This window comes from Oribacterium sp. P6A1, assembly GCF_000702885.1.
Taxonomy (GTDB): domain Bacteria; phylum Bacillota; class Clostridia; order Lachnospirales; family Lachnospiraceae; genus Oribacterium.
The window spans coordinates 45670-66878 of the sequence record NZ_JNKO01000009.1; the positions used below are offsets into that span (position 1 = coordinate 45670).

At 44.8% G+C, this 21209-nt stretch carries 16 protein-coding genes; 1 reads left to right on the forward strand and 15 read right to left on the reverse strand.

Translation table 11 applies throughout. The features are described from left to right. Positions 1-447: 447 nt before the first annotated feature. From T515_RS17360 to T515_RS08245, 10 genes are all read right to left on the reverse strand, one after another. A complete protein-coding gene (locus T515_RS17360; protein WP_155988332.1) occupies positions 448-618 on the reverse strand; it encodes a hypothetical protein in 171 nt (56 codons plus the stop codon). Between the two features lie 21 nt (positions 619-639). Then, positions 640-1590, reverse strand: a complete 951-nt coding sequence (locus tag T515_RS08205) for an AraC family transcriptional regulator (protein WP_036609679.1) — start codon at positions 1588-1590, stop codon at positions 640-642. Positions 1591-1681: 91 nt separating this feature from the next. After that, a complete protein-coding gene (locus tag T515_RS08210) occupies positions 1682-4771 on the reverse strand; it encodes a glycoside hydrolase family 2 TIM barrel-domain containing protein (protein WP_036609681.1) in 3090 nt (1029 codons plus the stop codon). Positions 4772-4791: 20 nt separating this feature from the next. Then, the gene (locus tag T515_RS08215; protein ID WP_330372650.1) at positions 4792-5640 is read right to left on the reverse strand and encodes a carbohydrate ABC transporter permease; all 849 of its coding nucleotides are present in this window, start codon (positions 5638-5640) and stop codon (positions 4792-4794) included. After that, positions 5633-6535 carry a carbohydrate ABC transporter permease gene (locus T515_RS08220; RefSeq protein ID WP_036609683.1) on the reverse strand — a complete coding sequence of 301 codons (903 nt, stop codon included), beginning with the start codon at positions 6533-6535 and terminating at the stop codon, positions 5633-5635. Before T515_RS08220 ends, T515_RS08215 begins: the two co-directional genes overlap by 8 nt. Before the next feature lie 185 nt (positions 6536-6720). Beyond that, positions 6721-8106 carry an ABC transporter substrate-binding protein gene (locus tag T515_RS08225; protein ID WP_036609685.1) on the reverse strand — a complete coding sequence of 462 codons (1386 nt, stop codon included), beginning with the start codon at positions 8104-8106 and terminating at the stop codon, positions 6721-6723. Between the two features lie 337 nt (positions 8107-8443). After that, positions 8444-9877 (reverse strand): APC family permease, encoded by a 1434-nt coding sequence (locus T515_RS08230; protein ID WP_036609687.1) that lies wholly within the window; start codon positions 9875-9877, stop codon positions 8444-8446. Positions 9878-10199: 322 nt separating this feature from the next. Then, the gene (locus tag T515_RS08235) at positions 10200-11519 is read right to left on the reverse strand and encodes a M18 family aminopeptidase (protein WP_036609689.1); all 1320 of its coding nucleotides are present in this window, start codon (positions 11517-11519) and stop codon (positions 10200-10202) included. 478 nt (positions 11520-11997) lie between these two features. Next, positions 11998-12417, reverse strand: a complete 420-nt coding sequence (locus tag T515_RS08240; RefSeq protein WP_051671568.1) for a potassium channel family protein — start codon at positions 12415-12417, stop codon at positions 11998-12000. A 139-nt stretch (positions 12418-12556) separates the two neighbouring features. Continuing rightward, positions 12557-13936: a TrkH family potassium uptake protein gene (locus T515_RS08245; RefSeq protein ID WP_051671580.1), complete on the reverse strand. Its 1380-nt coding sequence runs from the start codon at positions 13934-13936 to the stop codon at positions 12557-12559. A 145-nt stretch (positions 13937-14081) separates the two neighbouring features. On the opposite strand from T515_RS08245, the gene brnQ reads away from it, so the two are divergent. Beyond that, entirely contained in the window at positions 14082-15446 is a 1365-nt protein-coding gene (gene brnQ / locus T515_RS08250) for a branched-chain amino acid transport system II carrier protein (protein WP_036609690.1), read from the forward strand. A 113-nt stretch (positions 15447-15559) separates the two neighbouring features. Here the strand turns inward: brnQ and sdaAA are convergent, their stop codons facing one another. The 5 genes from sdaAA to T515_RS16580 all read right to left on the reverse strand — a co-directional run bounded on the left by sdaAA (position 15560) and on the right by T515_RS16580 (position 20992). Continuing rightward, positions 15560-16444: an L-serine ammonia-lyase, iron-sulfur-dependent, subunit alpha gene (gene sdaAA / locus T515_RS08255; RefSeq protein ID WP_036609692.1), complete on the reverse strand. Its 885-nt coding sequence runs from the start codon at positions 16442-16444 to the stop codon at positions 15560-15562. A gap of 11 nt (positions 16445-16455) precedes the next feature. Beyond that, positions 16456-17124 (reverse strand): L-serine ammonia-lyase, iron-sulfur-dependent subunit beta, encoded by a 669-nt coding sequence (gene sdaAB, locus T515_RS08260; protein WP_036609694.1) that lies wholly within the window; start codon positions 17122-17124, stop codon positions 16456-16458. Positions 17125-17235: 111 nt separating this feature from the next. Beyond that, positions 17236-18456: a dicarboxylate/amino acid:cation symporter gene (locus T515_RS08265; RefSeq protein ID WP_036609696.1), complete on the reverse strand. Its 1221-nt coding sequence runs from the start codon at positions 18454-18456 to the stop codon at positions 17236-17238. A gap of 281 nt (positions 18457-18737) precedes the next feature. Then, positions 18738-19349, reverse strand: coding sequence for a LysM peptidoglycan-binding domain-containing protein (locus tag T515_RS08270; protein ID WP_197026413.1), 612 nt, complete (start codon positions 19347-19349; stop codon positions 18738-18740). 164 nt (positions 19350-19513) lie between these two features. Then, positions 19514-20992, reverse strand: a complete 1479-nt coding sequence (locus T515_RS16580) for an HD domain-containing protein (protein ID WP_051671569.1) — start codon at positions 20990-20992, stop codon at positions 19514-19516. Positions 20993-21209 lie beyond the last annotated feature (217 nt).

A 21209-nucleotide genomic window follows, 5' to 3' on the forward strand; every position in this document is an offset into this window, starting at 1 on the left:
AAAAGCCGTAAGCTGGAACGGTTCCCTCGTTTTTGTTATGGAATGAATAGTCTCCATAACTTTTTCAATCGGTATATGTATAAATGGTACGTCCTGAAATGCTTTTTGTCAACTTGTTTTTATATGCACTATTTATGCATTTTATACCCTGTAGACGTCCTTTTATGCTTATTTATCTGCATATTTATACATTAAGTTTGCAATGGTGAATTTTGTTGCATTTTGCCCATAAAGGACGCATTATTTATATGTCCTTAACATTTCAAATATTACCGCAATTATGCGTGCAAATTTAAGTCTTGGCTTTATTATATGTCCTATAATCCCATTAGTGCATATACCTATCACCGCCATAGCAAAAACCTAATAGTTTTTTAGGCTTTTTAAGGCAGTGGCAAGTCCAAGACCAGGCAAACTTTAGGACTTTAAAGACTTATAAGAGCAAAGTCATTCTCCGGATATAATGAGAAAATGCCATTGAATTACGCCTTCGGCGCAGGCATTTTCGTTTGATTTCGGCTGAGCCGAAACCAGCCTCGCCGGCTGGGCGGCATCCCACATTCCTCCGGAATATGGGATATTTAAAAAAGCCATGGCAAATACAAATGTATCTGCCACAGCCTCCGTTGACCGTGTATGTCACCATCCTTCATAGGTGCTTATCTTATACTGTTGTAATTTGTATTCGTAATTCTCCGGATGATTTCTCCACTCGTGAGTAGGCATGCCTACAAACTTGAAGAAATTTCTCTGGAAAGTGGAAATAGATGTGAATCCTGTCTCAAAGGCCACGGTCCTTATGGGCTTGTCCGTGGTCCTTAACTCTCTGCAGGCCTCATGGATACGTATGGAATTAACATATTCAAGAGGTGAGAGATGCAGATTCTCGTGGAACAAACGTCTGAAATGAGTCTCGGACAAAGCGCAGAGATCCGCAAGCTCACCTATGTATATCTCGTCCATGTAATGTGCCTTGATATGTGACAGGGCAGGCATAAGGCGTTCCATATCTCCCACTTCATTCTTGACAGAAGCAGTCTCTTCCCGCCTTTCTTCTTCCCCCGACTCGTTCAGTCTGATGAGTTCCGTAAGAAGATCTATGAGGAAGGCATCGCTCTTCTGCTTGAACAGATGCTTTCTCTCTTTCTGCTCACGAAATACAGTCATTATATCATTTTTCAGAGCTTCCCCTTGTCCTTTTTCAAAAAAATAGGGTCTTCTGTAAAGTTCTTCCACAGCGGCTCTTGCACTGTCCTCTTTCTTTTCGAAGATACAATTCATGAGCCCCTCACAGTCCACAAACAGATACTCCCAGAATCCCAGGGTTCCCGGGTCGGAGTTTGTGGTGTGGGGATAGTTGGGAGGGATGATGGTGAAGCATCCCGGTTCAAAACGATATGACTTGTCTTCATATATCATTTCTCCCGTACCCTCATGGCAGATACCTATCTCCATGTAGTTATGAAAATGGAGATAATCGATACCGTCACCGTAACTCCTCACCCATGTCTGACCCATAAGGGGCAGGACGAAGGAATCCTCCGGCATCTCATAATAGCGATATTGCATTTCCCGTTTCTTCTTCGGCATCAAAAATCTCCTATAACTGTCTTTCAGAATAATCCCGTAAAAATATGATGATGTAAGCACAAGTGGAGGCAGACTTATGACACTTATATCATCATATTCCCTTGAATTCAAATGAAAAGCTTAGTTTCTTATCATTATCCAGCAGGAACTCCTCGTGGGTCCTTGCGCCCCATGAATCGTCCCCCGCTACACCCATCTGCTTCATGGAGCAGCGCACGACGGTATTTGTAACTCTCGGCAGCTCATAGGGATGCCTTGCCTCCTCAAGCTGCTCCGGTGTATAAGGAATAGCCGAGAAATCCATACCCTCAAATGATACGGAGCTGAATCTCATGCCACGGCCTCTCCGGTCTGTAACCTCCGCCCAACGTACAGCGGTGTGGTTTCCGGTTTCCTGAGGCACAAGATAAGGCGCCACGGAATCCTTTGCTGTAGTCCTGTATACTCCAAGTCTCGCTCCTGTGTTTCTGTCACAGTAGTTCTCCTCAGGGCCGTTTCCGTAAAATCTCACCTGATCGTAATCCGCATCAAGCTTTATTATATACCCAAATTCCGGCATAGGCGGAAGAACTTTGCCAGGCTCATATTCCATGGTTATCCTGCAGCTGCCGTCTCCGTATACGCTATAGGTAACTGTTGCAAAAGTCTCCTTCTCATGAGGGAACAGCCAATGCTTAAATGTCACATCCACACGGTCATCATACTCCGAAACCTTCGGGTACTCCATGACTTCTCTGCCCCATGCCTCATCTTCTCTTGCCGCCTGAGGCACTGTTGTCTGATAAAGGCTTGCAAGCTTCCATATACCATGTCTTGCCGCCATCTGGTTTCCGTCGTCATTGGCATTGGGAGCTCTCCAGAAATTAGGACGGGGCACAGCACCTATCATTTCCTTGCCTGCATAGCGATAGGAAGTGATGCCGCCCTTTAAGGTAGAAATAAGGATATCAAAGTTCTCACCCTTTACTCCTACATTCACAGAACCTCTCACAACTCTGAAGGGCTTTTTCATACCGGCTTCGTGTTTCCTTGCAAGCTCATCTTCACCGACTCTGACAACACCCTGTCCGTAGGCCACCTCATGGCCCTTCTTCGCAAAAAGGCTATCCTCCTTTAAACGGAAGGAAACATCAACGGTGTACTCTCCGGCTTCCTCAGGAATCTCAAAAGGACAATCGAAGCTCTTTTCTGTAAGAGGAGCCACTTCCAGCTTCATTTCCTTTCTTGCAAGCTCTGTTCCGTACTTTCCGAGAGTCACTATGCAGTCATAGATATCGGCACCGGTAAAAAGATTCCTGTTAAATACTGTGATCTTTCCGCCGGAAACATGGATCTTAAGGGGCTGAAAACAGTAGCGAACCTCCTGCATCTTTCCGCCGTACTCCTTACGGGTTCCGTCCATGATACCGTTGCCGCTGAACTCATAGTCCGTAGGTCTCTCACCGAAATCTCCGCCATAGGCCTGATACTCCTCACCGAAACGGTTCTTCGTTCTGATGGACTGATCCACATAATCCCAGATGAAACCGCCCTGATATCTTGGCTCTCTGTCTGAAAGGTCCGTATACTTGAACATGCCTCCGTTGGAGTTTCCCATGGAGTGTGTGTACTCACAGAGAATGAAAGGCTTATCGGTATGCTCCTTAAGATACTTTTCTATATCAGCTGCGGAAGTGTACATCTGAGAATACATATCCGTTGTTTCAGGATATCTCTCATCATGAGCCACACCTTCATAATGAACAAGTCTTTCCTTATCAAGGGAACGGAACCTGTCAGCCATAAGAAGGGGCAGCTTTCCTCCGAAGGATTCATTACCGATGGACCAGATAATGACAGAAGGATGATTCTTATCCAGCTGATAGGTACTGTTTACACGATCCATAAGCATGGGGATGTACTCCTCACGGTTTCCCGGAAGGGCATACTCCAGTGGCTTCTGGCCTCTTGCTATCATGTCCCAGATGCCGTGGCTTTCCATGTTGTTCTCGGCTATCATATAAAGTCCGTATTCATCGCAAAGCCTGTAGATGTAAGGGGCATTCTGATAATGTGAAGTACGGACAGCATTGATATTGTTGCGCTTCATGGCGATAACGTCGGCTCTTACATCCTCTTCGGTAACCGCCGCACGGCCCTTGTCGGTATAAAACTCATGCCGGTTCACGCCGTTAAACACGATGCGTTTGCCGTTTATCTTCATGATGCCGTCTACCATCTCGAAACGGCGGAAACCTACCGGCTGCTCTATAACTTCACAGATCTCACCCTTTTCATCCTTGAGTTTCAGCTTCAGTTTATACAATGCAGGATTTTCTGCTGACCAAAGCACCGGTTCATCCACGCTTCCTGTGACCCTCAGGGATGAAGCGATATTTTTGATCTCACCCTTCAGAACCACATTTCCATCATAGGAAAGGCTGTATTCCGTCGAGCCTGTCGCTTCCTCCAGATCTATGGTAAATTCCAGGGTGGCTTTTTTCAATGTCTCGTCCGGCAGTGCTCTCACTTTCAAGTCATTGGCATGAACCTTCGGAATGGTGTAGAGATAAACATCTCTGTAGATTCCTGAGAAACGGTAGAAATCCTGATCCTCCAGCCAGCTTGAAGCTGTCCATTTGAAAACCTGTACAGAAAGCTTATTCTCACCGGCCTTTATATATGGCGTAAGTTCGAAATCACTTGGTGTGAAGGTATCCTCACTGTAGCCTGCGAATTTGCCGTTAAGCCAAAGAGCAAAGCCCGACTCAACGCCCTGAAATGAAATGAAGATACGCTGACCCTTAAAGGATTCAGGAACAGTAAAATACTTTACATAAGAACCTACAGGATTGAACTCCTCAGGAATATCACCCGGTTCAATCTGCTCTCTTCCGTCCCAGGGATACTGGGTATTTACATAGGCAGGTATATCATAGCCCTCCATCTGTATATGAGCAGGAACTCTTATATCATCCCAGCTTCTTGCATCATACTCTTCCTTATAGAAATCAGGGACAGTGCAAAGATAGTTCTTCCCATAGGAGAACTTCCATATTCCGTTCAAAGAGTATCTGAGACTTGTTTCTCCTGCCGAAAGTTCCTCTTCACTTCTGTATGCAATATGATCCGATGCTGCAGGAAGCACATTTATCTTGAATATCTTCGGATCCTTTACTATCGAATAATCAAAATTTTCCATAACAACCTTTCCCCCGGTTTTTATTTAACCGAACCTGTGATACCTTCTGCGAACTGCTTCTGTAATATGAAGAAAATAATCATGGTAGGAACAGAACAGAAAAGGACACCCATCATGAGTTCGCCATAATCAACCGTATAGCCTGCCGCAAGGTTTGCGATAAGCATCGGCATGTTCATGGCACTTGTATCTGTGTTCATAACTACCTTCGGCCACATGTATGAGTTCCATGCGTTCATGAAGCTGATAACCGCTGCCGCAGCATAGGTAGATTTCATAACAGGAAGATACATACGGAAGAAGATCTCCAGCTCTGAAAGTCCGTCCAGTCTCGCAGCTTCCATGATGTCCACAGGAAAGTTTCTCGAGTTCTGCCTGAACATCATAATCATAAACGGTGTTGAAATGGACGGAAGTATAAATGCCCACACTGTGTTCAGAAGGTGTGCATCGGAAACCATACGGAACAGCGGGATCATGGTCGCTACTTGAGGCACCATCATGGCGAGGAGCAGTATGCCGAAAAGCTTATCCTTTGCCTTGTCATGGTAAAGCTCGAAGCCATAACCTGCCAGTGAGCAGATAAAGAGGCAGAGCACTGTCTGAACCAGAGAATATTTGAAGGAATTACCAAGTGATCTCCAGAGGGGTTCGGCAGCAAGAAGATTCTTGAAATTCTCGGCTGCATAGGTTCCGAAAACAATTTTGCCCTTTGCCACCTCGATGGAGGCATTGGTAGCCGCTGTAATCATCCAGTACAGCGGAAATACGGAAAACAGACACCAGAAAGTCAAAAAAATGTATGTTGGAATCAGACGCTTCTGTATAGCGGATGAATTTGTTTTTACCTTGGAAAGTTTATTAGTCACGTTTGTCACCTACTTTCAGATTGATAAATGCAAGTACTGCAACCATGATAAATACAACAAAGCTTAAAGCTGATGAGTAGCCGAAGTTTCCGACACCTTGTCCGAAGGAGTTGTTGTAAATATAATGTGACATGGTGATGGTGGAGTTTGCAGGTCCGCCGCCTGTCAGGTTCATGGATTCATCGAAGAGCTGAAGTGTACCGTTGATAGACATTATGAATGTCATGACGATTACAGGTCTGAGCAGAGGAACGGTGATTCCCCAGAAGGTCTCCCAGCCGTTGGCTCCGTCGATCTTTGCCGCCTCATAAACCGAGTACTCGATGTTCTGAAGGCCCGCAAGGTAGAACACCATGTTGTAGCCTGTCCATCTCCATATAAGGGCGATGATGATGACCATCTTGGCGGACCATGGAGTTCCAAGGAAGTTAAAGTTGTCTTTGAATATTCCCAGGTTCACAAGAACCGAATTGATAAGTCCCTGTGTTGCAAATAAAGATTTAAAAATCAATGCATAGGATACAAGTGATGTGGCGCAGGGCAGGAACACCATAGTACGGAATAGTCCACGGAATTTTAAATCCTTATTGTTGAGAAGCTGTGCCAGAAGTATGGCAAGGATAAGCATGATAGGTACCTGAATAAGAAGGTACAGAAATGTGTTTCCTATGGAACGGATGAACAGCTTGTCCTGGAACATACGTGTGTAGTTGTTGAATATGGGAGTTGTCCACTGTAATGCAGCAGGTGACCCCTTTTTCAATGAAATGATAAAAGCCTGAAGCATCGGATAGAAATTCAGAACAAAGATCAGTATGGTTGCCGGAAGCAAAAAGAACCATCCTGCGCGATGCTGCTTGGCAAGTACGCTAACCTCTTTTTTTGATGTATTCATGTGGATCCTCCTTTTAAATTCTCTCCCTATGTACATGAAAGTGTAAAATCTGTTCGGAACCGGGTTTTCGTACCGGTCTATTTCATGTTTTTATGTCCTTTTTTGCATAAAACGGGCGGGGAAGTTTCGCTGTCTCCCCGCCCTTTATAGGAGTGAATTATGAAAAATATTACTTAGCTAAAAGCTTAGCCCTGCATTGCAAATCTGACCTGATCCTCAGCATCCTTGATAGCTGCATCTGCATCAGCACCGTTTATGATGTTCTGGATAGCAGCTGCAACCTGTGTACGTGTAGGATAGTGATAATCGCTCTGCTCTACTACAGGAACATTGGCACCCATCTTAACGATCTCAGCATAGATAGGTGTGTTGTTGAAGTACTCAACGCCCTCATTGTAAACATCAGATGTACCTGCTGAAATTGAGCATGTGATAACGCCGCCGTTCTTAAGAGCTGCATCATAAGTCTCTGTAGAGCCTGAGCCAAATGTCTTTGCAAGGAAATCCTGTGCAAGCTCAAGCTTCTTGCAGTTTGATGTAATGTAAAGTGAAGAACCGCCGTTTGATGCGAAGCCTTCCTTGCCCTTACCCTCAAGTGTAGGCATGCTTGTGATCTCCCACTTTCCTGAGTTGTCTGAAACCTGCTTGATTGTAGGAATTATCCAGTTTCCGTTCATGACACCTGCTACCATGTCGCCTACGATGGTCTGATCTGTGTAGTCTGACCAGTCATTTGCAAGGTAGATAACATTGTCCTTTACACCTCTTACGATAACGTCGATAACCTTCTTGAAGTCCTCGTTCTCTGAAAGATTTATATCTCCATCCTTGAACTGTGAACCACCTTCAGCCTGGAGCATCATATATGGAAGATCGTTTCCGTCACCGTCCATGGACAGAAGATACTTTCCTGTCTTCTCATTTACCTTCTTACCGATCTCAAGCCACTCATCCCATGAAATACCCTTCATGTCATCGATGGTGTAGCCGGCTTCTGCAAGAAGATCTGTTCTGTATGCAAAAACGACTGTACCGTTATCTACAGGCATACCATAGTGAACACCGTTGATGGTCGAATATGATAACTTCTCTTTTCCGAAGTCATCCCAGTTCACGCTTGCGCCTTCAAAACTTGCCCATGCCTCAGGGAAATCTGTCACATACTTCTGGAAGTAGTGATCCTGGAAAAGAACGATATCCGGAAGTGAGCTGTAGTCTCCTGCTGAACCTGCCAGTGTGATGGCATTCTCAACATCAGATGACTGTGACTGCTCAACGATGTTAAGCTTAAACTCAGGATCTACGTTCTTCTGATAATCAGCCTCTGCTGCCTGAAGAGCAGGGATATTGAAATTCTTGTCCCATGCATAAACCGTAAGGGTCTTATCGCCTTCAGCTTCAGCTGCAGCTGGTGCTGCTGTTTCTTCCTTCTTTTCCTCAGCCTGAGCAGCGGTTGTTGCTGCTGTGTCAGCTCCCTTTGACTCTGCAGGTGCCTTTGGTGATGGGCTGCAGGCTGCAAGTGAAGCTACCATAGTTCCTGCCATAACGGCTGACATAAGTCTTTTCTTCATAGAAATCCTCCATTATTGTTCTCCCCCGGTATCCACCGGCCACGGGAGATATTTTAACCGTATTTGTTCAAAAACGGCCATTATTTGTGCAATCTCGATCATTTATCTCTTAGGATTGCTGTTTTATATGTGTATTTTAACAGCGTTGTGAGCATAAATGTTCACATATTCGTCTATGATATGTGCATTTTCGACCATTATGGCGATTTTATACAAATGTGCCGGAGGATGCCTCATTTTTTTGAACATTATTGACACAAATTTGACATCATAAAGAGAAGAAAAAAGCTGCCCGCATACGCGGACAGCCTTTGCAATAATCAATATTCTTTTTTACTTATGCCTTAGCTTCAGCAGTTTTTTTAGCTACCTCGTTCTTCTTGATGATAGGAAGAATGATACCAAGTGCTGTAAGCACACAAGGTGTAATGATGTTGAGACACATTGTAAACATATCTGTATCATATACACCGAGGATACAGCATGCAGCTGTTACAAAGAAGCACCAGCCTCCTGCAATAAGAGCAACAGTGTTGTTCTTTACGAAACGATACTCAGGAGCGTACTTTGCGCCTGCCTTACGGAGTGCGATGTAAGCTGCGAATACCCAGAGATATCTCATAGGCATACATACTGAGTTAAGCTTTGTGAGCTGCTTAAGAACTGCAGCAGCACCGGGAACGAATGACTGGATAAGGATGATAGCGCCTGAAAGAACTGCAACCATCTTGATACCGTTGATGTAAGCGCCTGCATCGTTCTTCTTGAGAAGAGCTGAAGGAATGAACTCCTGAGCATCCTCGTTGTCAAGAAGCATACGAAGAGGAGCATCGATGCTGATTACAAGTGTTGAAAGCTGACCAACCATGTTACATACAGCATAGATGATGAGAAGTGTATCACCGATGCCATAGTAGTTTCCGAGCTTCTGGAATGCCCAATAAGAACCGTTTGAAACATAAGCATTGAAGTTCTCGTTGATAGCAACAGGATCGAACATCATACCCATTGCGATGGTTCCGAGGATAGCACAAACCACAACCATGATGGCAAGTGTGATCATTGACTTAGGGAAGCCCTTGCTTGGGTTCTCTACCTTGTTTACGTATGGAGAGATCTTCTCACATCCGCCTACTGCAAATACAAGGATGGAAAGTGATGTAAAGTACTTAACGTCGAACTGTGGGATAAGGTTCTTCATGCTGAAATCCATAGATACATAATCAGCTGTAGGATTTATAGCACGCGCAGTGAAGATCATGATGATGTAAAGGATAGACATTACAAACATACTTGTTCCTGCGATAGTTGCAAGCTTCTTAAGAGGGTTAAGACCACGGCTGGCAACCCAGCAGAAGAAAAGAAGTACTGCAAATGTGATAAGCTGAACACCGATGGTTGGGAATGTATCGTATGTCTCAGCATTGCGGAATACTGCCCAGCTGAGAGCCTTAAGTCCGCCTGATGACTTACTTGCGATGTAAGTGATGTGACATGCCCAGTATGTCCAACCTGCATAGTATGCAAGCTTAGGACCTGTAGTCTTTAAGATCCATGAACTTACTCCACCGCCTGACTCCTTGAAGGCTGAACCAAGCTCACCAACCATAAGTGCATATGGGATGAAGTAAAGTGCAAACATGAGGATCCAGCTGAAGATTACCTGGATACCGTTGAAGTAGACGAAACCGTTCAGAACATTACCAAAGCCCCATACTGTTGAGAAGGCCATGAATGCCAGAGTCGTCCATTTGATACGCTTTGAATCCATAACAAAAATCTCCTTTTCATACCGGCAAAGCTGATTCGTACTTTGCCTGATTTTTTGAGATGCTGTTTCTTTGCATCCCCTTCTTTTGCAGTGATAAAGTACCTCTCCCACAATTCCTTTATAACCGCATAAAGCAGAAACTGACCGTGTTCTTATTCCCCGGTCTCTGCCTTAATTACATATAAAATGATTCCATGCTCCGGATCCCTTCACGAATAGCTGTAATTACCATATCCGCATCCGGGATGTCCAAAGCTCTGTCACATTTTAAAAACCGAATATCTGATAATCATTCATCATCCATAAATAATGATTCAAAATCTCAGAATTTCAGTTTGTAATTTCCGTCTCCTGCTCCCTCAACCGATGATGAGAACAGTACCTTTGCAGCCTCCACAAGATATGCCGTATCCTTTGCGCCGGCTGTCTCGTAAGGTGAGTGCATGGCTAGCTGTGGAAGTCCTATATCCACAGTGTTAAGGGCAACCTGATTCTGTGAAATGTTGCCAAGAGTTGAACCGCCCAGCATATCGGAACGGTTTGTAAATGTCTGATAAGGCACATCCGCCTTCTTGCAGATTGCTCTCATGATGGCGCCTGAAACCGCATCAGTTGTGTACTTCTGATTAGCGCTGTACTTGATAACTATACCCTTATTAAGATAAGGACGGTTTGTCGGATCAGACTTTTCAGGGTGGTTAGGATGTACGGCATGAGCATTGTCAGCTGATACAAGAAAGCTCTTTGCGATGCTCATAAGGTACTCATCCTCTGACCTGCCTAAGCCACTGTTTATACGGTGAAGTGTATCCTTTAAGAATGTTGAAGCAGCGCCCTGCTTGGTGCCGGAGCCAACCTCCTCATTATCGAATACACAGTGAACTGCCACTGAATCCCGAGGTACAGCCTTCAGGAAGCCCTGAAGTGATGCAAATGCACACTGAAGGTCATCCAGACGTCCGCTGGCCACATACTCTTTGTTGAGACCAAGCTTTGTACCCTTCATACGGTTATAAAGGAAAAGATCTGTATCGAGAATGTCTTCGGCCTTTACTCCTGCCTCATCCGCAATGAGTTTTAAGAACAGATTCTTCTCCTCACCCTTCTCGCAGAAAAGCGGAAGCATGTCAACCTGTGCATTAAACTTATAACCATCGTTTACTTCACGGTTCATGTGGATGGCAAGATTAGGAATGATCATAAGATCGTCATCAATGTTTACGAGCTTTGTCATGATGCCGTCTTCTGTGCCGACTACGATACGGCCTGCAACAGAAAGAGGTCTGTCAAGCCACGGTGAGCAGATCATGCCGCCGTACTTTTCAACATTGAGCTTTACATACTGATTATCTATGGTGATCTCTGCATTGGTCTTTATCTTGAAGACCGGTGAATCACAGTGGCTTGCCATCATCTGGAAGCCTGTATAATCCTTCTTCGGAATACGGAAAGCGATGACAGCGGAATCATTTCTGGTCACATAGTAACCCTTTCCTGCTTCAAGCTCCCAGGCCGAACCCTCATATAAGCGGGTAAAGCCTTCCTTGTTTAAGGTCTCACACATATTGTGAACTGCAAAAAAAGATACAGGGCTGTTATCAAGGAATGAAAGCAGCTCATTATTTATGCTATCAAAATTCATTTATGATACTCTCTCCTTTGATTTGTCATTCCACTCTATCCGGCAGAAAAACGGACTGCTGAAACATGTCTCGGATAACGAAAGCGGAAAACATAAATAAAAAAACTTTATGTATTATATTTAATATTCTTTGTGTCAATATTTAACATGCTTGCTGATTATATCACCTTGTTAATTTTTACTCAAGCCATTGATTTGATTATGTTTTCTATAATTTATAACTTCTTTTTATCACTGCCATAATTCATTCTTATGTCTTTAATTCCCATCAGACAGACAGTTGTCCGTGCAAAAAAGACATCGGCTATTTACCGCGTTGAATCGCTGATTATACTTTTCAGTCGATTTAACAGGGTAAAATGCCGATGCCCCCAAAACAAAAATACAGTTCTTAAAGTCTGTAATGTCTTTTTAAAATTTTAAGTTTTTCTCCAACTTTTTACAGGCACAAATGAGAGATAGACTTATGACACTTATATCATTTATTAACGATGTGCGTCACAGTAAGATGGGCCATGGTCTTCTCCGGATAAATAATTTCATCCGCCCCAAGCTTTTTCAGTACCTTTCCCATTCTCTCGTTTCCCGCCTTGGCGATGACCTTGTGAACTCCCTGCTCTTTGGCAATGGTGGTGCACATAATGCTGGACTCAAGGTTGCTGCCCATAGCAATGATAACTATATTCATATTTCCAAGTCCGAGCTTTTCAACGGCATCCGGATCCGCAAGATCGCATACCACTGCTATATCCGCTATCTCGGACATCTGATTGATGACCTCCTCGTCATTGTCCGCCAGCAAAAGATCCGCTCCGTTTTCAAACAGCTCCTTAGCCACGTACTTTCCGAACCTGCCAAGGCCCAGTACCGCTACTGAAAGTTTTTTATTGTCAGCCATATGATTCCTCCACTTATTCCCGCTATTCTTTATTTATTGACGTGAGTTGAAAATTCTATATCCCTCAGATTGGGGCTTTGCACTGCCTGTAATGCCAGCCAATGTAATTCGCTTCACAAAAATGCCAAGTCCTCACATATCACCCTATATAGTATTTTCCGTCCGCATATTTCAGAAGATCGTTCTTATCCTTATTGCCTCTGAAGAACATCACAAGGGAAATGGGCCCTATTCTGCCGAGATACATGGCGATTATGATGATCACCTTTCCCGCCGGATTCAGGGATGCAGTCAGATTTCTCGAAAGACCCACCGTCGCCGTGGCGCTGAAGGTTTCGTAAAGCGCATCCACAAGTGAGACTGTGGGGTTCGTAAGCATTAGCATGATGCTGAGACCCGAGGTCACAAGAAAGCTTATGATAATGATGGCCACTGCCTTGTGTATGGTTTCAAAGGAAAAAGCCCTGTTGAAGATAACCGGCTTTTGATGACGATTCAGAGAACTAAGCGCATAAAGAATAAGAGCGAAAAATGTCACTGTCTTTACGCCTCCCGCAGTACCCATGGGAGAACCTCCGATAAACATGTAGAAAAGTCCGGAAAATGCCGTCACATCTCTAAGCTCATTCTGGGGCACCGTCATGAAGCCCGCCGTTCGGAAGGTCACCGACTGGAAAATGCTGTTCCAGATCTTTCCTGCCGGTGTCATGTTCTGCATGGTTCCCGGATTGTCGTGTTCAGCCACAAAGACAAGAACAGCCCCCGAAAGGATAAGCACAGCCGTCAGGGTAAGCACAAGCCAGGTATGTTCAAGAATCTTTACCCTTTTCTTTTCCCCGTCCCTCTTAATCTGGTTTTTTACATAGCCGATGATATCAAACCAGACTACAAATCCGAGACCGCCGAGAACTATAAGGAGCATGGTGACGAACATAAAAAAGTAATTGTTCGAAAATCTGATGAGGCTGTCCGGCCCAAGCACATCGATGCCGGCGTTGCAGAAGGCGGAAACGGAATGGAACAATGCCGCAAACAGTCCTTTTTCTCTTCCCATCATGGGCACAAAAACTTCGGCAGTTAATATGGCGCCGATTCCTTCTACTATAAATATGTCCATGATGACTCTTTTGCAGAATCCCACTACGCCTTTTATAGAATCCAGGTTGAAAGCGTCCATCATAAGGACTCTGGTTTTGAGGGACAGGCCCTTCTTCATAAAGAGAAGAAGCAGGGCCGAAAGACATACAACGCCGATTCCCCCGATCTGAATCAGCAGAAGTATCACGATCTGCCCGAACAGCGACCAGTGGGAAAAGGTATCAACCACCACAAGTCCTGTGATGCACACAGAAGTAGTCGCCGTAAACAGTGCTGTCAGAAAGTCCGTTTCTTTCCCCGGGGCCGTCGCGAAGGGAAGCATCAACAAGATAGTCCCGATAATGATGGCAATCAAAAAGCTCAATGCTATAAGCTGTGTTGTGCTGAAGTTCAAATTACTTTTTTTCTTTCCGTTTTTCATATCATGCCACATCCAAAAATTTTATTTCTTACATGATATCAAAAAATAAACTTCAATGTATATAGTCTTAATTTATAGCATAGCCAACCTAAAGTAAATATGCTAAAATCCACTAACACCAATAAAGATATACGGAGTTACAACAATGAAAACAAGCCTCACCTTCGGAGAGCTCATCACCATATCAAGTATGCTCTTCGGTTTATTTTTCGGCGCGGGAAATCTTATCTTCCCCGCTTATTTCGGTCAGATGGCCGGAAATCATATTTACCCGGCCCTGGCGGGATTTCTGATAACAGCTGTGGGCATGCCTCTTCTTGCAGTCATATCTCTTGGTATAACAGGGAGCAACGGACTTCTTGACCTAAGCCAAAAGGTGGGAAAGAAATTCGGATACATCTTCACCATAGCTCTTTACCTGGCTATAGGTCCTTTCTTTGCAGCCCCCAGGTGCCTGACTGTACCCTTTGAGATAGGGATCAGACCTCTGCTTCCGGAAGGAAGTAATCCTCAGCTTATGCTTCTAATGTTTACGACCTTCATGTTCGTGCTTATTCTCTGGTTTTCCCTGAGACCGGGAAATATCCTTGTATGGATCGGAAAGTTTCTTAACCCTGTATTTATAGTAGTTTTGGGAATACTTCTGTTCATAGCGCTGTCACAGCCCGAGGGAAGCATTGCACAGTTTACCGCGCAGGGGGCTTACGAAACCTCCCCTGTCCTCCAGGGAATACTTGACGGCTACAACACCATGGATACTCTTGCGGGTCTTGCCTTTGGAATCATAGTTGTGGAGGTTGTCCGTGCACAGGGCATCACTTCATCTTCACATATCGCTAAAAATACCATTATGGCCGGTATCTTCAGCTGCGGATTCATGGGGATTATATATTTCCTTGTTGCCCTGGCAGGCGCTGAAAGCAGAGCCTACGCTCCTTTAAGCGATAACGGAGGTGCTGTTCTTGCGGATATATCCGCGCATTTCCTTCCGGGATTCGGATCCGTGCTTCTTGCGGTTATCGTATTTTTTGCCTGCCTGAAGACAGCGGTTGGCCTCATGACAAGCTGTGCCACAACATTTTCCGAGATGTTTCCGGGAAAGCTTTCCTATGGTAAATGGGCCGTTCTATTTTCCACAGTGACCTTTATCATTTCAAATGTGGGTCTCGCATCCATAATCAAAATTTCGGTTCCGGCTCTAATGATGCTATATCCCATAGCCATCACACTTACGCTGCTTTCTGTTTTCGGAGGATTGTTTAAGCATAATCATACTGTCATCGTTTCTGTTATGACCATGTCTGTCATAAGCGCATTTTTTGATTTCATTAAGGCGCTGCCGGAAGCCTGGACCACTGCCATCAGAGCTGACGGTATCATAGCACTCTGTGACAGATACCTGCCCTTCTTCACCTACGGTTTCGGGTGGGTGGTGCCAACCATGGCCGGACTGATGATTGGCTTAGTGATACTCTTTTTTGCTTCTGTCTTTCCGAGAGCTAAGGCTTGAAGATTTTTAAATTTGTTTACACAAAGTGACCTCCGGATAATCCGGAGGTCACTTCTTTTATATAGAGAGTTCAATTATTTTTGGAGGATAAAAGTAACTTCTCTTGTATTCACTTATCCCTTGGTTCCGAAAACCTGCTCGCGGTATTTCTTGCCTGTAGGGGTCGCTGCAAGACCGCCTGTGGCAGTTTCCTTGAGGTCACGGGACATGGCGTCACCAACCTCACGCATGGCATCTATACACTCATCTGCAGGAATCTTTGCCTCAATGCCTGCGAGAGCCATATCTGCGGAAGAGAATGCTATAACCACGCCGGAAGCATTTCTCTTGATACATGGAATCTCAACGAGACCCGCAACAGGGTCACATACGAGACCTTCCTGATTTACGATGGCGATAGCCAGAGCATCCGCACACATCTGCGGTGTGCCGCCCATAAGTTCAACGAGGGATGCCGCAGCCATGCCTGAAGCACTTCCGCACTCTGCCTGACAGCCGCCCTGTGCACCGGCGATACAAGCCTTTTCAGCAACTATCATTCCGAAAGCGGCTGCGGTAAAGATAGACATTACCACATCCTTCTTATCCATCTTTCTGTCTTCATAAGCGGAGATGAGACATCCCGGAAGGATTCCGCAGCTTCCCGCAGTAGGAGTTGCCACGATCTTACCCATGGCAGCATTACAGTTGGAAACTGCAAGAGCTCTGGAAACGGCCCTTGACATGGCCTGACCCATGAGTCCGCCGCCATTCTTTGCATACTGAGTCATCTTGAAGCCTTCGTCACCTGTGAGACCGGAAGTGGATCTGCGGCCTTCCTGCTCGCCCCACTCTGCTGACTCAATCATGATGTCAAAACACTTCTCCATGCTCTTGTAAACTTCCTCTTCGGAAATTCCCATCTTCTTTGCCTGATCTTTGATACAGATATCACTGATTCGGCAATTATTCTCATTGGCTGCATCAACCAGCTCTTTTACTGAATTATATGAAAGCATTTATTTTCTCCTTAAATTGCATGGATAAGTAATGCATTATCGATATTATCCATTTTCTTAAGATCTGTGATCAGCTGCTCAGGCGGGAGTTCATCAAGCTCAAGTGTCATGAGAGCGTCTCCTCCGCGTTCCTTTCTGCTGAGATGGAAACCGCTTATGTTAAGTTCGCCGTATCGCCAGTACATAAGGTTGGTAACATTGGCAATTACACCCGGTGTATCCTTGTGAAGCACAAAAAGGGTGTTGTTCTCTCCGCTGAAGTTTACTTCCATTCCGTCTATATTGCTTACGCGAATGTTTCCGCCGCCGATACTTGCGCCCTCAACAAAACCGGTCTTACCGCTTTTGCAGGTGTAGTAAATTCTGGCTGTGTTCGGATGAGCTCCGGGAATGTCTTCAGCAATGAATTCATATTTAAGACCACGTTCCTCTGCTATATCCATAGCATTTCTGATCTCTTCGGAATAGCTCTTGAAGCCCATGATTCCGGCAAGAATAGCACGGTCTGTTCCATGTCCTCTGTAGGTGCGGGCAAATGATCCCGAAAGCTGTATCTTTACTTCAGTCAGAGTGTCCTGATCAACTATCTTGTTGACTATGGCACCGATTCTGCAGGCACCTGCAGTGTGGGAACTGGAGGGTCCGATCATAACAGGTCCTATGATATTGAATATATTCATTTTCGGTTTAAGACCTTTCTTTGTCCTATATCTTTTAAACAAGTTCAGGGGCAATGCTTTGCCCCCGATCTTCTTTTAATATCAGTTTTCGTTCTTAGTTATATTTCAGCATCAGTCGTCAGCGACAGCCTGTCCCTTCATGATAACCTTTCTGTAGATCTGGTCAACAACCACGCCGATGGCATTGTCACCGGAAACGTTGCATGCTGTTCCGAAAGAATCCTGTGTGATGTAAAGAGCAACCATAAGTGCGCAGATAGGGCCGTTAGGATCACCTGCTGTTGTTCCGAATACCATGTAAAGGAAAGGAAGAGCTGTCATGATGGATCCGCCCGGAGCTCCCGGAGAAGCTACCATTGCTACGCCAAGTGTCATGATGAATGGGATAACAGTAGCAAGGCTGATAGGAAGATCGTTCATGAGACATACTGCTGTAGCGCAGGCTGTGATGGTGATCATGGAACCGCACATGTGAATGTTTGCGCAAAGCGGAACAACGAAGTTTCTGATCTGTGAGCAGATACCGTCTGCATGAGCACACTCAAGGTTTACAGGAATTGTAGCTGCTGAAGACTGTGTTCCGATAGCTGTTGTGTAACCGGGAATCTGGTTAAGCATAAGCTTAAAAGGATTCTTGTGTGAAACACTTCCTGCGATGAAGAACTCGATAACGAGGTAAACAAGGTGCATTGCGATAACAACGATAAATACCTTCCAAAGGATTCCGAGGATCGTAAATGTCTTTCCTGAGTATGTAAGGTCTACGAAAGTTCCGCAGATATACAGCGGAAGAAGTGGAATGATTGCTGTGTGAAGAACCGCATCAATGATTGCCGAGAAATCCTTCATGCTGTTGTAAAGTGTTGTACCGATGGTCTTTCCGCGGAGACTTGACATGCAAAGTCCAAGGATGAAAGCAAGAACAACTGCTGAAAGTGTATCGATAACAGCAGGAAGTGAAATGCTGAAGTATGTTCCAACACTTACATCGGCTGTAGCCTGGATCTTCTCAAGAGCATCCGGAGCCATGAAGTGTGGAAAAAGTGAGCTTGATACGATGAAGGACATGCTTCCTGCAACGAGAGTACTTGTATAAGCAAGAAGTACTGTGATGATAAGAAGCTTTCCTGCTCCCTGTGACAGATCTGCGATACCCATGGTAACGTATGCCAGGATCATGAGAGGGATTACGAACTTCAGGAATGAACTGAAGATAGATGACAGTGTAACTACTGTTTTACAGAACCATAATGGCATGAACTCGCCGATCAGTATACCTATGATAATGGCGATGATAAGCTTTGGCACAAGACCTAATTTGAACTGTTTCATTTAAAAATTCCCCTTAACATATTACGGGATCAACCCGTATAATTTGACTCAACAACAGGAAGCTGTGCACCTCTCTTCCTGTCAGTAAGGGAATAATAACTAAAAAAAATACATTTGTAAAATTCATAGTTTTAAACATGTGCATTAAAAATACTAATGAGAGGAACCGGATTTCTATATCTCATTCAAAGGTCCCGGCATGTAGCGCCCCAACGCAAAAAAAGCGCGTAACATAGCCCCTATCACGCGCCTGTATTCCGACTTATATCACAAATTCCGCATCATGCGATCTTAAGTCTCTGTCCTATCTCTATCTTATTAGGGTCTCTTATCTGATCCTTGTTCATCTTGTAGATAAGATTCCATTTGGATGAATCCCCGTATACTTTCTTAGCGATTTTGGAAAGAGTATCCCCGCGCTTTACCACATAAATCTGAGCTTCCGGTTCTTCAGCCTGCTGAAGCTTTTCTCCGCTTTCATCAGCCTTCTCTTTTCCCGCAAGGGCAGCATTAACCATAGCAGTAATGCCCTCATTGACAGAGCCCGGAAGAGATGACTTCAGCTTTTCGATATCCGAATCCGTATATCCGAGAGACTTAAGATACTCTACGGCTTTATCATTAAGATCCGAAGGATTCAGATTCACGTCGCCCGGATTGACCCCCTTCGGGGCTATTCCCTTCAGATCCACCCCGCCCAGGTCCAATCCGCCGGCATTAAGACCCTGCAGGTTCACTCCACTGAGATCAACCGTACCCAAAGCTCCTTTAAGAGCATCCATGATGTCACTGCTTTCGCTGCTATTTCCGGTTTCACCGGTCCCGTCAGCATAGACCGTGGCAGACATCATAAAGATCAGCACCATCACAAGCACTGCAGTTACTAGCGGCATTTTCTTCCGGTATCCCATCATAACTCTCCCTTCCATTTAAAATTTGCCCGATTAGTTTTTTTACTTAGTTATTATTATAAACTCACTTTAGTATCTTTTGTACATACCAGGTTCTGTTTCCGAAGTTTTATCTACTGTTTTGCAGAACCTTTTTTGCGGAACTCTTAAATCTCCAGGGTCTTCACCTTTTCAACCAGCTCTCTGACCCTCGCCATATAAAGTTCTGAAAGCTTCTGTTCCTTCTCCGACATAGTCACCTTCTTATGAAGCTTTCTGATCATCCTGAGGCAGGATATGAAAGCCGCCTTGTCCGTAACTTCCTGAAGGACTCCGCTGTCCTCCGTTCCGAAATAGTTCTTTATGAAGACACTGTAAAATCTCTGTGCCGTCTGATAGGAGAATCCCATAAACTTTTCTATGACAGAGGGGTCATCCTCCCCAAGAACCACGTAGAAGTAGTACAGTCCCGCAATTTCGATTATGGGATTTCCTCTGGAAACCCTGTCCATATCTATGAGCAGAGCCTCACCGTTTTGCATGAACACATTTCCTGTATGGAAGTCTCCGTGGATAAGTGTTCCCGGAGCCGGCAGTGCATCTATGAGTTTCATGCATTTTTCTGCCAATGCCTCGTCCTCCCGTTCCACGCCTCCCCTGACATAATCTCTCAGGCTTTCGGTTCCGTCTGAAAAACCATCCTCCTCCGTCACCTCTATATCATGAATGGTATGGGCAAGGTCAGACATTATCTTTGCATAAACATCCACCTGCCCCTGATCTCTTCCTATGCAGGTTGAAACAGTGTCAGATTCGATAAGCTCATACATGGCGCCGTACCTGTCTCCCACAGAAACTATTCCAAAGGAAATGGCCGTAGGCATGCCAAGCACAAAGGTTTTACGGCTTAATGCTATCTCCTCTTCAACATCATGGTAGGTATTGTTTTCATTGAATACTTTAATGACAAGTTCATCATCATAGCGGTATACCTCACCCTTTGCTCCCCGTCCCAGGAGCTTGCATCCGTCTATGGAAACCTCTCTATACTTCTTGTATCTTGCCTTGTCCGAATCAAAGGTTCCGGGCCATATGAAGTTCATATGCTTGATATACTCCTTGAAGGCGCCGGTCTTGTTCAGGCTTAGTTCCAGCGACTCCGCAATGCTTCTGTAGTACCAGCACTGCATATGAGGGTCATCCTGATGAAGCTTCGTCCACATCTCATCTCCCATTTCGGAGTACATGCCTGAAAGAGACCTTATGTTGGCAAGCTTGTCCGCAAGCCAAAGCATCTTTACGCCTATGTCCTGACTGTTCTTCAGAATCAAGAGCGCCTCTTCCTTACGTCTCTTCCATGTGGCTTCCCTGGACTCATCCGGGTACTTGTTTTCAGACTCCGAAGATACAAGATAGGCCACTCTTTTTCCGAAGCGCTTCTCTATCTCTGTCAGTGTTCCGTCTGTATCTTCAACTATGTCGTGAAGGATGCCTGCGGTTATGATCTCTTCATCATCAGTCATGGTGGAAAGTATCTGTGCAACTTCTATGGGATGCAAAATATATGGGATACTTTTAAATTTACGAACCTTACCCTGATGCAAAACCGTAGCGTAAATTATGGCCTCTTCCAACATATTCATCATAAAGAACTTCCCTGCCTTCCCCGACCCTAGGCCGCTGTGACATGAGTGCCAGAAGCATTTGCCACTCACTGATTAGCGTTAAGCACACATCCGTGTGCAATACTCCCTGTCATTCTCTTCTCTATCAACAAAATCTTTATCGGCAGGAATAACTTATAACTTTAGAAAAACCCACTATATTTTTTACAGAAAAATCCCCTGGAACATTTCTGCTCCG

Bases quoted from the DNA above. Each gene is read 5' to 3' on its own strand.
- T515_RS08240 (WP_051671568.1), bottom strand. From the start codon at position 12,417: ATGGCTGACAATAAAAAACTTTCAGTAGCGGTACTGGGCCTTGGCAGG.
- T515_RS08225 (WP_036609685.1), bottom strand. From the start codon at position 8,106: ATGAAGAAAAGACTTATGTCAGCCGTTATGGCAGGAACTATGGTAGCT.
- T515_RS08205 (WP_036609679.1), bottom strand. From the start codon at position 1,590: ATGCCGAAGAAGAAACGGGAAATGCAATATCGCTATTATGAGATGCCG.
- brnQ (WP_036609690.1), top strand. From the start codon at position 14,082: ATGAAAACAAGCCTCACCTTCGGAGAGCTCATCACCATATCAAGTATG.
- T515_RS08210 (WP_036609681.1), bottom strand. From the start codon at position 4,771: ATGGAAAATTTTGATTATTCGATAGTAAAGGATCCGAAGATATTCAAG.
- sdaAB (WP_036609694.1), bottom strand. From the start codon at position 17,124: ATGAATATATTCAATATCATAGGACCTGTTATGATCGGACCCTCCAGT.
- T515_RS08235 (WP_036609689.1), bottom strand. From the start codon at position 11,519: ATGAATTTTGATAGCATAAATAATGAGCTGCTTTCATTCCTTGATAAC.
- T515_RS16580 (WP_051671569.1), bottom strand. From the start codon at position 20,992: ATGATGAATATGTTGGAAGAGGCCATAATTTACGCTACGGTTTTGCAT.
- T515_RS08220 (WP_036609683.1), bottom strand. From the start codon at position 6,535: ATGAATACATCAAAAAAAGAGGTTAGCGTACTTGCCAAGCAGCATCGC.
- T515_RS08270 (WP_197026413.1), bottom strand. From the start codon at position 19,349: ATGCCGCTAGTAACTGCAGTGCTTGTGATGGTGCTGATCTTTATGATG.
- T515_RS08230 (WP_036609687.1), bottom strand. From the start codon at position 9,877: ATGGATTCAAAGCGTATCAAATGGACGACTCTGGCATTCATGGCCTTC.
- T515_RS08265 (WP_036609696.1), bottom strand. From the start codon at position 18,456: ATGAAACAGTTCAAATTAGGTCTTGTGCCAAAGCTTATCATCGCCATT.
- sdaAA (WP_036609692.1), bottom strand. From the start codon at position 16,444: ATGCTTTCATATAATTCAGTAAAAGAGCTGGTTGATGCAGCCAATGAG.
- T515_RS08245 (WP_051671580.1), bottom strand. From the start codon at position 13,936: ATGAAAAACGGAAAGAAAAAAAGTAATTTGAACTTCAGCACAACACAG.